Annotated in this window: 20 protein-coding genes; 5 read left to right on the top strand and 15 right to left on the bottom strand. The window is 71.9% G+C overall.

Features of this window, described 5'->3' with window-relative positions; translation table 11 throughout:
- Positions 1 to 85 precede the first annotated feature (85 nt).
- The 8 genes from ACWD4U_RS03260 to ACWD4U_RS03225 all read right to left on the bottom strand — a co-directional run bounded on the left by ACWD4U_RS03260 (position 86) and on the right by ACWD4U_RS03225 (position 4,773).
- Positions 86 to 586, bottom strand: a complete 501-nt coding sequence (locus tag ACWD4U_RS03260) for a hypothetical protein (RefSeq protein ID WP_363453478.1) — start codon at positions 584 to 586, stop codon at positions 86 to 88.
- Positions 579 to 842 (bottom strand): hypothetical protein, encoded by a 264-nt coding sequence (locus tag ACWD4U_RS03255; RefSeq protein WP_363453480.1) that lies wholly within the window; start codon positions 840 to 842, stop codon positions 579 to 581. The genes ACWD4U_RS03260 and ACWD4U_RS03255 overlap by 8 nt, the downstream gene beginning before the upstream one ends.
- Position 843: 1 nt before the next feature.
- Positions 844 to 2,031 (bottom strand): hypothetical protein, encoded by a 1,188-nt coding sequence (locus ACWD4U_RS03250; protein WP_363453482.1) that lies wholly within the window; start codon positions 2,029 to 2,031, stop codon positions 844 to 846.
- Between the two features lie 323 nt (positions 2,032 to 2,354).
- Positions 2,355 to 2,888 (bottom strand): hypothetical protein, encoded by a 534-nt coding sequence (locus ACWD4U_RS03245; RefSeq protein ID WP_363453484.1) that lies wholly within the window; start codon positions 2,886 to 2,888, stop codon positions 2,355 to 2,357.
- On the bottom strand, positions 2,888 to 3,187 hold the full coding sequence (locus ACWD4U_RS03240) for a hypothetical protein (RefSeq protein ID WP_363453486.1): 300 nt from the start codon (positions 3,185 to 3,187) through the stop codon (positions 2,888 to 2,890). The genes ACWD4U_RS03245 and ACWD4U_RS03240 overlap by 1 nt, the downstream gene beginning before the upstream one ends.
- Positions 3,188 to 3,220: 33 nt before the next feature.
- Positions 3,221 to 3,481, bottom strand: a complete 261-nt coding sequence (locus ACWD4U_RS03235; RefSeq protein WP_363453488.1) for an Acb2/Tad1 domain-containing protein — start codon at positions 3,479 to 3,481, stop codon at positions 3,221 to 3,223.
- 12 nt (positions 3,482 to 3,493) lie between these two features.
- Entirely contained in the window at positions 3,494 to 4,180 is a 687-nt protein-coding gene (locus ACWD4U_RS03230) for a hypothetical protein (RefSeq protein ID WP_363453490.1), read from the bottom strand.
- Positions 4,177 to 4,773, bottom strand: a complete 597-nt coding sequence (locus tag ACWD4U_RS03225; RefSeq protein WP_363453492.1) for a hypothetical protein — start codon at positions 4,771 to 4,773, stop codon at positions 4,177 to 4,179. The genes ACWD4U_RS03230 and ACWD4U_RS03225 overlap by 4 nt, the downstream gene beginning before the upstream one ends.
- A 305-nt stretch (positions 4,774 to 5,078) precedes the next feature.
- Between ACWD4U_RS03225 and ACWD4U_RS03220 the strand changes: the two genes are divergently transcribed.
- On the top strand, positions 5,079 to 5,312 hold the full coding sequence (locus tag ACWD4U_RS03220) for a hypothetical protein (RefSeq protein WP_363453494.1): 234 nt from the start codon (positions 5,079 to 5,081) through the stop codon (positions 5,310 to 5,312).
- Positions 5,313 to 5,972: 660 nt separating this feature from the next.
- Here the strand turns inward: ACWD4U_RS03220 and ACWD4U_RS03215 are convergent.
- Together ACWD4U_RS03215 and ACWD4U_RS03210 are read right to left on the bottom strand one after the other, a co-directional pair.
- On the bottom strand, positions 5,973 to 7,535 hold the full coding sequence (locus ACWD4U_RS03215) for a DNA primase family protein (protein WP_363453495.1): 1,563 nt from the start codon (positions 7,533 to 7,535) through the stop codon (positions 5,973 to 5,975).
- Positions 7,532 to 8,467: a bifunctional DNA primase/polymerase gene (locus ACWD4U_RS03210; RefSeq protein WP_363453496.1), complete on the bottom strand. Its 936-nt coding sequence runs from the start codon at positions 8,465 to 8,467 to the stop codon at positions 7,532 to 7,534. The genes ACWD4U_RS03215 and ACWD4U_RS03210 overlap by 4 nt, the downstream gene beginning before the upstream one ends.
- Before the next feature lie 284 nt (positions 8,468 to 8,751).
- On the opposite strand from ACWD4U_RS03210, the gene ACWD4U_RS03205 reads away from it, so the two are divergent.
- On the top strand, positions 8,752 to 9,009 hold the full coding sequence (locus ACWD4U_RS03205; protein ID WP_363453498.1) for a helix-turn-helix domain-containing protein: 258 nt from the start codon (positions 8,752 to 8,754) through the stop codon (positions 9,007 to 9,009).
- A gap of 89 nt (positions 9,010 to 9,098) precedes the next feature.
- Entirely contained in the window at positions 9,099 to 9,233 is a 135-nt protein-coding gene (locus ACWD4U_RS03200; protein ID WP_363453500.1) for a DUF6126 family protein, read from the top strand.
- A 30-nt stretch (positions 9,234 to 9,263) separates the two neighbouring features.
- On the opposite strand, the gene ACWD4U_RS03195 is transcribed toward ACWD4U_RS03200, so the two are convergent.
- Entirely contained in the window at positions 9,264 to 9,587 is a 324-nt protein-coding gene (locus ACWD4U_RS03195) for a MazG-like family protein (protein ID WP_363453502.1), read from the bottom strand.
- Positions 9,588 to 9,676: 89 nt separating this feature from the next.
- Complete coding sequence (locus ACWD4U_RS03190) at positions 9,677 to 10,036, bottom strand: UBP-type zinc finger domain-containing protein (protein WP_363453504.1); 360 nt, start codon at positions 10,034 to 10,036, stop codon at positions 9,677 to 9,679.
- 399 nt (positions 10,037 to 10,435) lie between these two features.
- Here ACWD4U_RS03190 and ACWD4U_RS03185 point away from each other — a divergent pair, with 399 nt between their 5' ends.
- Together ACWD4U_RS03185 and ACWD4U_RS03180 are read left to right on the top strand one after the other, a co-directional pair.
- Entirely contained in the window at positions 10,436 to 11,011 is a 576-nt protein-coding gene (locus ACWD4U_RS03185) for a TerD family protein (protein WP_363453506.1), read from the top strand.
- Positions 11,012 to 11,145: 134 nt separating this feature from the next.
- Positions 11,146 to 12,129 (top strand): aldo/keto reductase, encoded by a 984-nt coding sequence (locus ACWD4U_RS03180; RefSeq protein WP_363453508.1) that lies wholly within the window; start codon positions 11,146 to 11,148, stop codon positions 12,127 to 12,129.
- Between the two features lie 116 nt (positions 12,130 to 12,245).
- Here ACWD4U_RS03180 and ACWD4U_RS03175 read toward each other — a convergent pair whose 3' ends face one another.
- The 3 genes from ACWD4U_RS03175 to ACWD4U_RS03165 form a co-directional block, all read right to left on the bottom strand.
- Positions 12,246 to 12,476, bottom strand: coding sequence for a DUF6296 family protein (locus ACWD4U_RS03175; protein ID WP_363453510.1), 231 nt, complete (start codon positions 12,474 to 12,476; stop codon positions 12,246 to 12,248).
- A gap of 215 nt (positions 12,477 to 12,691) precedes the next feature.
- The gene (locus ACWD4U_RS03170) at positions 12,692 to 13,591 is read right to left on the bottom strand and encodes a hypothetical protein (protein WP_363453512.1); all 900 of its coding nucleotides are present in this window, start codon (positions 13,589 to 13,591) and stop codon (positions 12,692 to 12,694) included.
- On the bottom strand, positions 13,588 to 14,673 hold the full coding sequence (locus tag ACWD4U_RS03165) for an SPFH domain-containing protein (protein WP_363453514.1): 1,086 nt from the start codon (positions 14,671 to 14,673) through the stop codon (positions 13,588 to 13,590). The genes ACWD4U_RS03170 and ACWD4U_RS03165 overlap by 4 nt, the downstream gene beginning before the upstream one ends.
- Between the last annotated feature and the right edge of the window lie 169 nt (positions 14,674 to 14,842).

The raw sequence follows: 14,842 nt of genomic DNA, 5'->3' as shown, positions 1-14,842 counted from the left end.
AGGTTGAGCCGTCCGAGCATGTCGCCCGCCACGATCTGGGTGATCAGCCAGACCCCAGCCACGACCAGGAAGATTCCGCCGCTGTTCATGCCGTCCTCCGCTGGATCGGTCCGCCGGTCCCCTCCGGGGCGAGGCCCTGGAGGGGCTTGTTGAGGAACTTCGCGGACAGCCACCCCCGCCACCCGGCTGCCCCGTACCGGATGTAGGTGATCGCCACCGTGTAGAGCAGCAGGCCTGTGAGAAGGCTCCCCGCGTCCCGGGCCCGCGTGGGCGGGGTCAGGGTGGGCCGCCAGCGGCCCTTGGACAGGTAGTCGGCGGACGCCTGGGCGCCCTTGCCGACCGCGGCCCCGGCGCGCGCCGCCCGGCCGGGTCCGGCCGCGGCCGGCTCCTCCTCGTCCGGCTCGGCCGCACCCTCGTCGTAGGCCTGCTCCAGGTCGGCGCGGCCCCGCGTCGACCCGGCGCGGTCCCGACGTTCCCGGCCGGACTGCCGGGCCGCCGCGACTTGCCGGCCGATGATCTGACGGTCGGTCGGATCACCCGGGTCCAGCCGGAGTTCGCCGGCAGGTCGGCCGCGGTGCTTAGCCACCGAGGGAACCGGAGACCTTGACCGGCCCGACGCGCACGCTGGTGGACACCGCGGCCAGGCCGAACGCGCCGAGCAGCAGCGCGCCCACCCAGAACATCGGGTTGTTGGGGTGCAGCAGCTGCGTGGTGCCCTTCGCGGCCGGCGCCGGGCCGGCTACCTGCGCCAGCGGGGTGTCGTCGCGTGTCGCCGACGGGGAGGCGAAGCCCATGCCGTATTTGGCGGTCGGGCTGGGGCTCATCCAGGAGGCGGTCGCCATGTCAGCTCCCCGCGCCGGCCTGGAAGATGGTCTCCTGGACGTACTCCAGCGCGGCGTTGGTCAGGGTCAGACCGGACTGGTAGGTCGTCACCAGCCGCAGGTCGGACGTGGTGCCCATGTCCACGGCGTCCCGGAAGGCGTTCTCGTTGGCGAAGTCGATGCAGCCCACGCCCCAGACGCCGCCCACGTCGGTGTTGTACATGCGCTCGTTGACGAACCGCAGGTGCGAGCCGGTCAGGTACTCGTCCGGGGTCTCGTTCGAGCCGTACCGCCACGCGATCTTGCCGTAGTTGGTGGCGTTCATCTGGAGCGGCGAGCCGACACCGGCACCGTTCCAGGTCTGGAACAGGGTGCGGAGCATCGTCTTGCCGGCACCCTGGCCGATCAGCCGGCTCTCGATCTCGCCGTTGCCGAGCTGGGTGGTCCGGCTCTGGATGAACGAGTGGAAGAGCGACAGGTCCGGGACGACGATCTGGCCGTCCGAGCCGATCGGCACCGAGTACTTGACCGTGGTGACCTGCATGGTGCCGGTGAGGGCGACCGCGCCGTTGCCGGTCAGCGTGAACAGGTTCGACGCCAGCTCGGAGTCGACCTGGATGGTCAGGTCGGTGCTCGACGTCGCGGCGAAGATGGCGCCGGCCAGGTCGATCTCGTCCTCGGCGATCGGGACGATCCAGTACAGGTCAACGTTGTAGGTGCCGTTGGCCAGCGCGGAGGTGTTCGAGCCGACACCCCACGACTCGGACGCCGAACTGAAGGTGCCGTTCTGCACCGACGCGCCGGTGACGGTCTGCGGGACACCGCGGTCGGTGAAGTCGGACTTCTTCATGAACTCGCGGGCCTTGAGCTTCAGGCCCGACGCGTTGATGACGTTCGACGCGCCGTTCGCGGTGAAGCGCACCGCCTTGAGCATGTCGTAGGGCCACCGGCTGGTGGACGCGACGGTGCCGCTGCCCGGGGTGACGACCAGCGAGCCGGTGAACCGGATGATCGCCGAGCTGATGATGTCGGACTTCTTCAACTCCCACGTGTTCTGGGTGCCGAAGCCTCCCCACGCCTGCGACCCCTCGGAGAAGGTCTTGCGACGGGTGCGGGCGAAGAACTCCGGCGGCCGGACGCTCTCCGACGGCACGGCGATGCCCTGCATGTACCGGACGGGACCCGTGGTCCCGGTGACTGCTGCGGTCATCAGCCGTTCCGCCTCACTGCGTAGTCGCGCAGGGTCTGAAGACCCGGGATGGGGAGCCGGTCAGCGGCCAGGTTGAGCGCGACCAGCGAAAGGACAGAGGTCAGGGCGACGGAGGCGTAGAACGCCAGCCCGCGGCCGGCCCCCATCAGGAGCCGTGCCGGAAGGACATGCCGCGGCCGTACTTGTCGTAGGCGACCGTGACCGCCAGGGCGACGACGGCGGTCAGGAGAAGGCCGTTCAGGCGCATGGGAAACCCCCAGGTCGAGAGTGGTTCTCTCGACGCTGGGGGATACCTGCGGGACGCCGGAAGATGATCTCCCGGGCTAACTTTCGATGCGCTCGGCGGTGACCTCCACCCGCACCTGCACCCTGATCCGGTACCGCCCGTGCTCGGACCAGAGGCGGGGGAAGTGCTCCTCGATCCGGTCGACTTCGGGCTGGTGGAGACTGCGGGGGCCGGCACCCGGGTCCGCCATGCGGTGCGGGTCGAGTGCCTGCTGGAGCAGGTGCACGCGGTGCGTGCGCGTGTGGTCCAGGTAGTCCGCGATGTCCTGGGGGAGCGGGCTGTCCGCCTGCTCCGCGTGCGGGAGCGTCACTCCCTGCTCGGCCAGCCACAGCCCCATCACCCGGGTGAGGCCGCGCCAGCAGTCCCCCCAGCCCTGCTCCAGCTCGTCGTCGGTGAACGACGCGTTGGTGACCTGGCTGCCGTCTGGCCGCCAGACCCCCTGCCATCCATCCGGGGTGATGCCGAACTCGTACGCGCAGCGCGAGGGGCACCGCACCCGGGCCGGCGGCGGGCCGGGCACGAGGCGGTGCTTGCGGTAGGCCGCGAGCAGCTGCCTGTCGTAGGTGTCCATCAGCCGACCTGGCCCGGGAACGGCGGGACGGGCGCCGGCGGCGGGGTCAGCGCGATGGCCGGCTGGTAGGCGGTGGCCGGGTCGGGCGCGATGTTCTGCACGGGCAGCGCGCCCGGGCCGTATGCGGTGGTCGCCGGCGGCTGCTCGGGCGTCTTCTGCATGTCGAGCGGCGCCGGGTCGGCCGGGGCCTGGGTGCCGGCCGCGGTGTCGATGTCGGCGTGCAGCTGCTCGCGGTCGGTGCCGGACGGCATCGGGACGGCGTCGGCCAGGCGGTGGAGGATCTCGGACAGGGTGGGCATGGAGGGGTCCGTTCCGTGCTGGTGGTGGGTGGGTCAGGATCGGCGCGCGATGCCGGCGTTGGCCCACATCACCGCTTGGTCGATGCTGTCGACGGCGTGCGTGAGCTCGGGGGAGCCGGGCACGTAGGAGTTGAGCAGGCGCGCGAAGTCGAGGCCGGCCGCGCGCACCTGCTCGTAGAGCTCAGGCTGACCCGGCCGCGGCGGGTGGTAGCTGAACCGCTCGACCAGCTCGGCGTCGTGCTCCTGCCGGGCGATCTCGGGGAAGGCCCTGTAGAGGCCCTCGTCTCCGCTCAAGTCGTGCTCCGATCAGGTGAGTTGGAACGGGGGGACGCGGTACAGGCGGTGCTCTTCGGCGACGTACAGCGTCGACCAGTGGGCGCCGCGGCGGGCGGTCTCGTTGAGCACCGCGGCGAGCTTCCCCGGTGCGATGCCGATGTTCTCCGCGATGCGAGCGACGTCCAGGGTGTTGGGCAGGTCGAACATCAGGACGCGGTCGGCCTGCGCCATCACGAGCGGGTCAACACCCTTCGGCCGGGGGCCGCAGAGCAGTGCGCTCGTCTTGTGGTGGCGGGACTGGTGCAACAGCAGCCTGCCGTTGCGGCCGGTCCGGCCGGCCTTGAAAACCTCGCCCATCTCGTCCACCCAGACCAGCACCCGCCGGTCCTTCGGGTACAAGGCCGCCGCGAGCGCGCGGTCGACGTCGTCCTCGAAGGTGTCGGCGGCCGGGTCGGCGATCCACCGGACCGTGACGGGGACGGCCGGGTCCTGGCGGGGCGGGAGTTCGTGGGGCGGCTGCCCGCGGAGCACGATGACGTCCTGGTCGTCGCCGGGGTCGGCCGACCCGTTGATGTCGATGACGTACCGGTCGGTCGCCGGCCAGCCACGGAAGTGCTCCCGAGCCGCCGCGCTCTTGCCGCTGCCCTTCCGGCCGACCGCGACGATGATCTGGTTCGCCGACGGGTCGATGACCGGGTACGGGAAGTCCGCGGTCACGCTGCCGCCGGGGCGCTCTCGCCCGCGTCGCCGAGCTGCCGCGCGGCGCGGAGCTGCTGACGCATCGACACGTTCCGCCAGACGTAGCCGCCCAGGGCGAGGACCAGGTCCACGACGTCCAGGGCGTCGCTGTTGCCGGTCGCTCCCTCCGGGAGGCGGCGGAACGCGATCCGGGCGGCGGGCCGGGCGATCGCCTCGATCTCGCCGTCCTCCGGGCGCCACAGGCCGTAGTGCTGCTCGACCGGGTCGGCCGCGATCCGGGCGAGCTGCCGGGTCACGGTGTCCAGGACACCAGACAGGCCCTTCTGGATCGCGGCGCGGGTGATCCGGACCGGTTCACCACCCGAGGGGGTGCCGCCAGACCCTCCGGGTCCGCTGGGGAGGTCGTCCGGCGCGGGGGTCGACCAGGTCGGGTCCTCGCCGCTGGGGCTGCTCGGGCTGTCGCTCGGGTTCGGGTTCGAGGACGGTGACGACAGCGGGTCCGGGCTCGGCGGGGTGGCCGGCTCCTGGAACAGCGGGCTGTTCGGGCGCTGCTGAGGGATCGTCGGCTCGGCCTGCTCGGCCGGCACCTCGCTGCTTGGGCTGGGGGACATCCCAACTCACCTCTCGTACGTCGTCGTCGGCCTCCGGCGCGGGCTCAACGGCCTTCTCGTCGGTGGGTGGGCGCTGCTCGCGCGGGACCCGCTTCGCTACCACGTGCAGCGAGCAGCCCTCGGTCGCGCAGGGGCCGTCCCAGGTGACTCTGCCCGGGGCTGACACGGTCTCAGTGACGTGGCCCGCCGTGCAGGTGCCGCGGACGCGCACTGATCCGCCTCGGCGACGACTGGCTGACGGTGGCATGGGGATACTCTGACGTGGGGTCCACCGATACCGGAACGTATCAATTTCGGGAGGACCCATGCCCGCAGCTATCGCCACCGGATACCCCGAGCGACTGGCCGCCTCCGCCGACTACGTCCGCGACTGCCGCGAGCGCTACCAGGCCGCCCTCGCTGCCCGCAACGACCTGATCGTCAACGCCGTGGACGATGGGCTCTCCGGCTACACCGTCGCCCGCGCGGTCGGGCTGAGGCAGCCTCAGATCATCCGGATCTGTTCCGAATCACAGCCGGACGCCCACGACCAGAGGTAACGTCCGCAGGACACACAGCGGCCCCCAGCCACATGTTCCGTGGCTGGGGGCCGCCTTGTGCCCCGCGGACCCCTCCGGACCGGTCGTCTTCACGGCCAGGCCACCCGCAGCGAACACGGCATAAGCCGCATCTACCGCAGGTCGGGGCACTGCTACGCGAGGGTACCAGCGGGCGATACCTCCACGGATCACCATCACGCACCCCACACCCCAATGGCCGGAAATCGCGCGCCCTTTGCCGAACCGGGACGCAGCGGACGGTCGCGTCCGCGACCGACACCCCCGGCAACCCGCCCCTGCGGCCCGCGCGTTCACCGCCCCGGCCTGCTCGGCCGCGGCCGGCCTCCCAGACCGGGCCGGGCGCGGCCCGCGGTTGCCCTGCCGTACCTCACCAAGCCACCCACCCCCGCGTGGCGGAGGTGGTAGCGCAGCGTAGCTGCGAAAGGTTGTAAACAGCAACTAGGGTGAAGGGTGAAGGGTTGCGTATGGTTTCGTGAAAGATGCCCCGCGCGCGCCCGGGTGGCGAGAAATGCCCATAACTCCTTCATCCCTCCACCTTCGCAGGTCAGAGCACTTCCAACCCTTCACCCGGGGAATCGGCGGCGTGAAAATGCCCCCGGGCCTCACGGTGGAGGCTCGGGGGCAGGTAACTACACACGGTTATCGGGCGGCGGGAATTTCGCCTTGGACGGGCTCGGCGGGCGGCTGTGGTGCGGACCGGCGGGCACCGGTTGGCCAGCCGCTCTCCTCGTCCTCCTGGTCCTCCTCATCGAGCAGCATCAGGCCGCTGTACTGGCGGCCGACCTTGGTGCTCTTCTTCGAGTAGCCGGCGGACTCCATGAGGCTGGCGAACGCCTTCTCCGAGCCGGCCTGTTCGCCGACTGAGCGGCACCACGTGGACCAGGCGGTGTACAACTCCCGGGCGCGGACGGCGCTGTGAGGGTTCGCCATGGTTCGCTCCTCCAGGAACCGGCCGATAGCGTTGTTGTCCTCCTGGTACGCCTGGGTGCGGGCGCGCACCGCATCGGGCGGGTTGAGCCCCTGCTTCTGGTAGGCCAGCCACCCCTCATACACCCAGGACAGGACAGCGTCCGCTGCTGCCCGGAGCTTGGCCGGCAGCTCCGGATCGCGCTCGTCCTCCGGGATCACGACGTCGAACGGGACCACCAGGAGCCGGCGCCACACGGCCGGGTCGTCGGCGGAGACCTTCGGCAGGTAGTTGGTGAGCATCACCAGCGTGTGGCTCGGGTCGAACGTGATCGGGTTGGAATGCATCCAGTTCGCCTGGATCGGATCTCCACCAACGAGCCTCTTCATGGTGGCCTCGGCGAACCGCTTATCGCGGTCCGTCTCAGAGCAGAACACCAGGCGCTGACCCTTGAGCGCCATCTTGAAAGCGCCGTGCCGCTCATTCTTCGATTCCATCAGAATTGCCGGATCTGCCTCGTCGGCGTAGTCGCCGAAGGTGTGCATGATGGCGTCTCGCAGGGTGCCCTTGCCGTTCGCGCCGGTGCCGGTGAAGATCGGCAGCACGTGTTCCGTGACTCGGCCGAGCATGGCGTAGCCGAACAGCCGCTGCACGAAGGCGCGCACCTCCTCATCAGGGAGGACCCGGGCCAGGAAGTTCTCCCAGTCCTGGCTGATGTCGCCAGTGATGCTGCCGCGGGACAGCTTGGTGATCAGGTCCTCGCGCCGAGCGGGCCGGATGTTGCGCTCTTGAAGGTCGACCGTTCCGCCTGGGGTGTTGAACAGGTGGGGGTGGGAATCCATCTCGCTCGCGGCGGTGGAGACCGGAAAGAGTGCGCCTGCGATTTCCGCGATTCCCGCCATTCCGGATTTCGACTCGCACCTGCGAATGTCCTGGTACAGCTCGTCCCGCTCTTTCCCCTCGTACCTATCGAGTTCGCGCAGTGCAGACTTCAGTGTCTGCCGCACGGCGCGGGTTTCCACTCGCTTCTCATCCGACTTCCACCGGTGCTGGTCCCAGAGGTCCCAGCCGATGCCGTGGACGTACCGGAGCGCCCTGCCGTGCTCGTGGATGAAGCGCTCCGCGAACCGGAGCTGACCGCGGTGCATCTCGACCGGACGCGGTGCCGGGGTCGGGCGCGCCGGCGACTGGCCGTCCCGACGGGCCTCCCTCGCGCGGGCGAGGTCGATCGGGTTCGGCGACGGCAGGGCGTTGACGACGGTGTCGTCGCTGGGCGGCTGCGGGGGGATCGTCACGCCGCAGCCCCCCGCTGGCCAGCGGTCCAGCCGGATTCCACCGTGCGGCGCGCTTCGGCCTCGGCGGTCCGGCCGCGACCGACGGAGGCCGGCACCAGGTGCCGCTGCACCTCCTCCAGGGTGAGCACCCGCGGTGCGGTGTGCGCGAGCTCGGCCAGGTGCCGGGCGCGGGCGAACAGCATCCGGTTGCCCTCCCCGGCCGGGGCGTCGGCGACGTCCTGGGCGGCGCCGGCGAGCGCGGACTGCGCGTACCGGTCGGCGCGCCGTCCGTACTGCACGGGAGTCGGCGGTGTGGGTGCCGGCGGTGGCGCGGCCGGCCGCCGGAGGAGCTCGGCCAGGGCATCCGGCAGCGGCGCGGGCCGGACCGCCGGCGGGCTGATCCGCTCGTAGGGTCGGCCGTGCTTCGCCGAGTAGGAGCCGGCCGCGATGACGTACCCGCCGACGCCACGGACGTCGACCAGCGGGCCGATATGCCCAGGCGCGGGCTCACCGCTCGGATCCTTGGCCCGGCCGGTGCCGGTTCGGCATCCGATCGGGTCCCCGGGCATCACGAAGTATAGGTGGACGCCCCCAGACGGGGTGAGCACGGTGTACGTCTCCGGCCAGGTGAGGCCGAGCTCCGCCAGGCGTACGGCGAAGACGTCGGTCCCATCCTGGCAACCGGACCAGCGGTCGGTGAGCCCCGCCGGCCCCTTTGGCATGTCGCAGTCGACCACCAGGTAGTGGTCGGTGAGCAGGCAGACGTGGGCGCGCGGGAACAGGGTCGACCACCAGGCATCGACCAGGCTCGGGCTGCAGAACTTGGCGCGGTCCTCGCCCGCGCCGAATCCCTGGACCAGCGGGCGCTTGGTGGCCTGGCTGCCGGGCATCACGGGGTGCCCGCGTCGGCGCCAGGTGTGGGCGACCGCTAGCTGGTAGACGAGAGTGCCCAAGCCCGAGCCGGGGGTGGAAGGCGTAGTAGCGGACCGTCCGACGGACAGCCCGGTGTCGTCCTGCCCCGGCCGGGTCTCCTCCCCAGGAGTCGCGGCGGGGCAAGGCGGTTCAGTCGACGTGATCGACTCAGGCATGGAAGCTCCAGCGCGTGAGTCGTCGGCAGGTTGGACCCCTGGACCGGCACGACGAGAGTGTGCTGCCGGAAGAGATCCTTCCGGCCCGTCATGTTGTATCCGATTCAGGGGCGTTGACACAAGAACCTGTGCCTCGGTACGGTCATCCCATGGATGAGATGCAGGAAGGCATCACGGGTAGCGTCCGTGCGCTTTCAGCCTGGCGACGCGAAAGCCAGGCCGATCTGGGGGCTCTGCTGGGGCTGTCGGCGGTCACGATCGCGCAGCGGCTGAATGGTCGACTGGCGTGGACGCTGAAGGACGTGAGTGCTCTTTGCAAGCACTACGGCCTGACGTTTGACCAGCTCACGAAGGGTCCGGCCTCATGGCTCGGGCTCGATCAGGAGGTGGGATCTACGCCACCGTAGGTGCCCGGTAGCGGTGCGTGATCTCCGCCACCCGGCCGCACCGGCTACCCTCGGAGGCGGCCGGGCGAGCACCAACGGGAGGACGCGACGTGTCCACAGGCGCCGTGCGCGACGAGAAGTCGCGCCGCAAGCAGATGATGATCCGCGCCCTGATCTACATCGCGGGCACCCACCTGTTCGCCGGGTTCGTCATCCTGCTGTTCGCCCTCGGCGGGCGGCACTGACCACCGGGGCGCGCTGCCGCTGACGGCGGGTCAGTCCGCGGCGGGCAGGACCCGGGCGGCGACCTTCGCCAGGTGGGCGTCGAGCGCGGCCGGCGGGTCCGGATGCACCCGGATCAGCGCCACCAGCGCGGTGATCACCACGTCGCAGAGCTCGCCCGCCACGTCGTCCCAGGAGTGCGAGAAGCCCTTGCGCGGGTTCTGGCCCATCGCGCCGATCACCGCCTCGGCGACCTCGCCGGCCTCCTCGCTGAGCTTCAGGCACTGCAACACCCGCTGCATCTCCGGCGGTTGGGTGCTGCCCCGCTCCAGCCAGGCCGCCAGGGCGCGCACCGTCTCCCACTGCCGCTCGTCCACGCCGTCCCCTCGCTCGTCCGCCGCGGCACGACCGAACGCCGCCCGCGCCACGGTGACCGTACCGGGTGCGGGCGGCGGTGGGCGGGCGGTCAGTGCAGCCGCTGCTGCCAGTCGATCGGGACGTGGCCGGCCGGACCCGGGGTGGGCTGGGTGACCGGATGCGCGGTGGGGGCAGCCAGCGTCGGGCCCTCGTAGAACTGCTCGGTCTCGGTGTTCCAGAACCAGTCCTCGCCCGGCTCGAAGCTGGTCAGGAACGGATGGCCGGCCGCGCGGGCGTGCGAGGTCGCGTGTTGGGAAGGCGAGGAGTCGCAGCAGCCGATGTGTCCGCAGGCGGCGCACCGGCGCAGGTGGAACCACCAGCCCGCGCCCTGGCCGGCCAGGCACTCCAGGCAGCCGTCCCCGCTCGGCGGCACGTTCGGGTCGATCCCGGGGATCGTCTCATCGCTCATCGCGGCACCTCCGTCGCCAGCCTATGCCCGCCGCCGCCGCGGCGGCGGCAGGCGCACGGGTGCGCCTCCCGCGCTGGCCCGGCGCCGTGCGTACGGCGAACTCGCCACCGTTCACGCGGGCGGACTCGCCAGCGGTCGCGGGGGGACCCGCCGCCGTTCACGCGGTGCGCTGACGGCGGGTCAGGCGGGTGCGGGGCGCGGGGTGAATCCGGCCGCGGGCTGGGCGGGAAGGCGGATTCCGTGCTGATCTACAGTGCTGTAGATTCGGGCGGGGGTCGGCTCACGGCACGACTCCGGGGGTAGACCCAGGGGGTCGGGGGCGAAAGGCCGTCAGGCGTGGGGCACCGGGCCGAACCGCCGTGTCGGGTACGGGGAAAAAAGGATCACAGGAGGCACAACATGGGAGTCTCGCTCGCGAAGGGCGGCAACGTCTCGCTGACGAAGGAGGCCCCGGGGCTCACCTCCGTCATCGTCGGCCTGGGCTGGGACGTGCGCGCCACCACCGGCGCCGACTTCGACCTCGACGCCAGCGCGCTGCTGTGCAGCGAGGCCGGCCGCGTCCTCAGCGACCAGCACTTCGTCTTCTACAACAACCTGCGCAGCCCCGACGGTTCGGTCGAGCACAGCGGCGACAACCTGACCGGCGGCGGTGGCGGCGACGACGAGCAGATCAAGGTCGACCTCGCCACCGTGCCGCCGCAGGTCGCCAAGGTGGTCTTCCCGGTCTCCATCTACGACGCCGAACAGCGCCGGCAGAGCTTCGGCCAGGTCCGCAACGCCTTCATCCGGATCGTCAACGAGGCCGACGGCAGTGAGGTCGCCCGCTACGACCTCACCGAGGACGCCTCCACCGAGACCGCCATGGTCTTCGGCGAGCTCTACCGCTATGGCGCCGAGTGGAAGTTCCGTGCCATCGGCCAGGGTTACGCCTCCGGGCTGCGCGGCATCGCGCTCGACTACGGCGTCAACGTCTGACCCGTACCCGCTGGTCGCCGACCGTCCCGTCCCTGCGGCGGGGCGGTCGGCTGCCGTTCGGTGACGGTTCGTCCGGTGCCGTTCGGGGAGTGTCGGTGTCGGGCCGCGCGGCGCGCTGTGGCAGGCTCGGCGGCATGGAACAGCGAGAACTCGGCCGGACCGGGCGTCCGGTGTCGGTGGTGGGCCTGGGCACGTGGCAGCTCGGCGCGGACTGGGGCGTGGTCCTGGAGAGCGACGCGCTCGCGGTGCTCGACGCGGCCGTCGACGCCGGAGTGACCCTCTTCGACACCGCGGACGTCTACGGCGACGGCCGCAGCGAGCAGTTGATCGGCCGATTCCTGAAGGACCGGCCGGACGCGCAGGTCATGGTCGCCACCAAGCTCGGCCGCCGGCTGCCGCAGCTGCCGGGGAACTACACCCTCGCCAACTTCCGCGAATGGACCGACCGTTCGCGGCGCAACCTGGGCGTGGACCGACTCGACCTGGTCCAACTGCACTGCCCGCCCAGCTCGGTCTACTCCGACCAGCAGGTCTACGACGCGCTCGACACGCTGGTCGAGGAGGGCCGCACCGCCGCGTACGGGGTCAGCGTGGAGACCTGCGACGAGGCGCTCAGCGCGATCGCCCGGCCCGGCGTGGCCAGCGTGCAGATCATCTTCAACCCGTTCCGCCGCAAGCCGCTGGACCGGGTGCTGCCCGCCGCCGAGAAGGCAGGCGTGGGCATCATTGCCCGCGTCCCGCTCGCCTCCGGGCTGCTGTCCGGCAAGTACACCAAGGACACCCTGTTCCCCGCGGACGACCACCGCACTTACAACCGGGACGGCTCCGCGTTCGACCAGGGCGAGACCTTCTCCGGCATCGACTTCGCCACCGGCGTGGAGGCCGCCGCGGAGTTCTCCGCACTCGCCCCGCCCGGGGCCACCCCCGCGCAGACGGCGCTGCGCTGGATCATCCAGCAGCCCGGCGTCACCACCGTCATCCCCGGCGCCCGCAACCCCCGGCAGGCCCGGGACAACGCCGAGGCCACCGCGCTGTCGCCGCTGAGCGCGCAGACCCTCACCGCGATCGAGGACATCTACGACCGGCGGCTGCGCGCCCAGGTCCACCCGCGCTGGTAGCCGCGGCCGGGCGGGGCGGGCGGCGCCGGCGAGGCTGGTACGTCCGGTCGTGCTGCCCGTGGAAACCGCCTTCCGCAGGGGTGCGGAAAGCGGTTGCCGGGTGCCGATCCGGGCAGCTACGGCAGCGGCTCGGCGTGCAGCGGGGTGGCCGGCGACTGGTGGCCGCCGCTGGCGAGCATCCGCACCTCGCCCTGGTCGCTGATCTCCGCCTGCACGATGCCGGACGCGTCGGCGTACACCGGATACCCGCCCGGCCCCTTCGCGCCGGTCGCCTCGACCACCACCACGTCCTGCGCGGCGTGGCCGCCGATCTCGCCGGGGAAGGTCAAAGCGAATCGTCGGGCCATCTCGGTGCCTCCATCGCGGGTCGGCCCCCCGTCTCATCGTAGGCGGGGGGCCGACGGCGGTCGCGGCGCACGCGCGGTCGCGCCCCGCCGGTGGTCGAGGTACCGGAACGACACGGCACGCTCCGGCCGCCGGCAGGGCCGGGGCGGTGAGTGTCGGCCGCTGGCGGGGTCGGGTCGGGGGCGGTGGGTGTCGGCCGCCGGCAGGGCTCGCGCGGTCAGACCAGCAGGTGCAGGTGCTGCTCGGACGGGCCGACCCGGACGGTCTGGCCCCAGGTGAGCAGCAGGGCGTCCGACTCGATGCCGTCGCCGAACGCCACCAGGCGCTCCGACTCGACGGTCAGGCTGAGCCGGTCCCGCTCCGACAGCAGGCCCTGGACGCGGGAGGTGCCGGTGACCGGTGACGGCCAGGCCTCCCGGACGAACCAGGACAGCTGCCGCGCGGTCGGCTCCGGCAGCGTGAGCCGGCTGCCGCGCTCCAGCCACGTCGAGCGGCACCAGCCAGTCGCACCCGTCCCGGTGCCCACCAGCACCCCCGAGGACGCCTGCGACTCCGCCGCGCCGCCCGGTGCGTCCAAGCGGTAGCGGGCGGTCTGGTGGCCGGGCTGGCCGAGGTAGATCTCGTTCAGCGCCAGCAACCGCTGGGTGTCGTCCGCGACCGCCTCGACCATGGTGCGCCGCTCCAACCGCCGCTCCACGCCCGGCTCCACCGCCGCCCGCAGCAGCCGTCCCGCCTGCCCCGCACGGTGCCGCACCAGTACGCCCGGATTGCGGCCCGGCTCCGCGTCCACCCCGATCACCGGCTGCCCGGTCAGGTACTTCGCGGTGTTCGCCACCAGACCGTCCTGGCCGACCACCACCACGACGTCCTCCGGCCCGAACAGGAACCGGTCCAGGTCCGTCCGCTCCACCCGGGTCTGCCGCCAGTCCAGCGGCACCGCCGCCGCCACCTCGGCCAGCGCCGTGCGGCTCAGCTGGTGGCGCTGCTCGGCCTCCTCCAGCGAGCGGCCGCGCCGGGCCAGGAAGAACTCCGCCTGGCCGCGGGTGCCGTGATGGGCGATCAACTCCTCGAACTCGGTACGGCGGTGCACCAGCACCACCCGCGGCGCGAGGCTCATGGCCGCGCTCCCGGGTGGCCGGCCCCGGCGTCGATGTCGGTCCGGGTGCCGGCCGCCGGGGCCGACAGCCGGGTGAGCAGGCCGGTCAGCACGTCCGGGGTGAGGGTGATGTTGTCGATCCGCGGCAGGTGCTCGGCGAGCCGGATCAGCGCCAGCGCCTGCAGGACCTGCGGACCCACCTGCTGGTGCGCGGCCAGCCAGGCCGCCTCCGCCGCCGCCTTCGCCTCGCCCAACGCCCGGGCCGCCTCGGCCTGCTGGACCGCCAGCAGACCGGCCGCCTCCGCCTCGGCCACCGCCAGCCTGGTCCGGCGCGCCGCCTCGGCATCCGTGCGCACCGCGTCGGCCGCCGCCTTCTGCTCCGCCTCACGGCGCGCGTTCTCGCCCTGCTGGGCCACCAACTGCTCCTCGCGGCGCGCCAGTTCGATCCGACTGGCGAGCTCGTTCTCGGCGATCGCCCGCTCCCGCTCCACCGCCACCGCGCGTCGCTCGTACGTCGCCCGGTCGGCCTCCTGCTGCACCCGCTCACGGGCCGGGGTGCGCAGCGCCCGCTCCATCTCGGCCTCCGGGCGCACCGCCGTGACCCGTACCGCGATCACCGCGAGCCCGATCTCCGCCAGCCGCGGCTCCGCGGCCAACCCCTCCGCGATCCGCTCGCGGACCGCCGTCACCCCGTCGACCAGGGTGTCCGCCAGCGGAGTCGCGGCGATCAGCTGCAACGCGTGCTGCTGCGCGGTCTCGGTCAGCACGGTGCCCAGCTGGTCCAGCGGCTCGCTGCGCCAGGCGCCGGTGTCCGGGTCGATCCCGAAGTCCACCCGGGTGGCCGCGGTCGCCGGGTCGGTGATCCGGTAGGTGACCGTGGCCTGCACCGCGAGGTCCTGGAAGTCCGCCGTCCTGGCGTGGAACATCATCGCCAACTCGCGGTCGTCCGCCGGTACTTCGGAGATCGCCGCGGCCAGCGGCCGGAACCAGAAGGCCAGCCCCGTGCCCTCGTGCGCGAGCTTGCCGCCCTGTAGGTGGCGGACGTGGCTGGTCGGGGCGGCGCGCAGGTGGCGGAAGCCGAAGCGGCGGGTGATGTCGGCCATCGGGATCGGTGTCCTCTCTTTTCGTCGCAATGACGATAACGCGCGCGGGGCTTTGTCGTCAATACGACGAAAAGGGGGTGTGGTGGGGGTGCCCGGCGATGCGGGATGCTGCGGAGTCGGCGGAGCTAGCGGCGGCGGTGGCGACCGTGGTTGCGGTTGCGGCGGTGGC

Source organism: Kitasatospora sp. NPDC002522 (genome assembly GCF_053595195.1).
Note: the sequence above shows the minus strand (reverse complement) of the source record. Positions and strands in the feature narration are given on the sequence as shown.

Bases quoted from the DNA above. Each gene is read 5' to 3' on its own strand.
- ACWD4U_RS03255 (WP_363453480.1), bottom strand. From the start codon at position 842: ATGGCGACCGCCTCCTGGATGAGCCCCAGCCCGACCGCCAAATACGGC.
- ACWD4U_RS03250 (WP_363453482.1), bottom strand. From the start codon at position 2,031: ATGACCGCAGCAGTCACCGGGACCACGGGTCCCGTCCGGTACATGCAG.
- ACWD4U_RS03245 (WP_363453484.1), bottom strand. From the start codon at position 2,888: ATGGACACCTACGACAGGCAGCTGCTCGCGGCCTACCGCAAGCACCGC.
- ACWD4U_RS03240 (WP_363453486.1), bottom strand. From the start codon at position 3,187: ATGCCCACCCTGTCCGAGATCCTCCACCGCCTGGCCGACGCCGTCCCG.
- ACWD4U_RS03225 (WP_363453492.1), bottom strand. From the start codon at position 4,773: ATGTCCCCCAGCCCAAGCAGCGAGGTGCCGGCCGAGCAGGCCGAGCCG.
- ACWD4U_RS03220 (WP_363453494.1), top strand. From the start codon at position 5,079: ATGCCCGCAGCTATCGCCACCGGATACCCCGAGCGACTGGCCGCCTCC.
- ACWD4U_RS03205 (WP_363453498.1), top strand. From the start codon at position 8,752: ATGGATGAGATGCAGGAAGGCATCACGGGTAGCGTCCGTGCGCTTTCA.
- ACWD4U_RS03190 (WP_363453504.1), bottom strand. From the start codon at position 10,036: ATGAGCGATGAGACGATCCCCGGGATCGACCCGAACGTGCCGCCGAGC.
- ACWD4U_RS03185 (WP_363453506.1), top strand. From the start codon at position 10,436: ATGGGAGTCTCGCTCGCGAAGGGCGGCAACGTCTCGCTGACGAAGGAG.
- ACWD4U_RS03180 (WP_363453508.1), top strand. From the start codon at position 11,146: ATGGAACAGCGAGAACTCGGCCGGACCGGGCGTCCGGTGTCGGTGGTG.
- ACWD4U_RS03175 (WP_363453510.1), bottom strand. From the start codon at position 12,476: ATGGCCCGACGATTCGCTTTGACCTTCCCCGGCGAGATCGGCGGCCAC.
- ACWD4U_RS03170 (WP_363453512.1), bottom strand. From the start codon at position 13,591: ATGAGCCTCGCGCCGCGGGTGGTGCTGGTGCACCGCCGTACCGAGTTC.
- ACWD4U_RS03165 (WP_363453514.1), bottom strand. From the start codon at position 14,673: ATGGCCGACATCACCCGCCGCTTCGGCTTCCGCCACCTGCGCGCCGCC.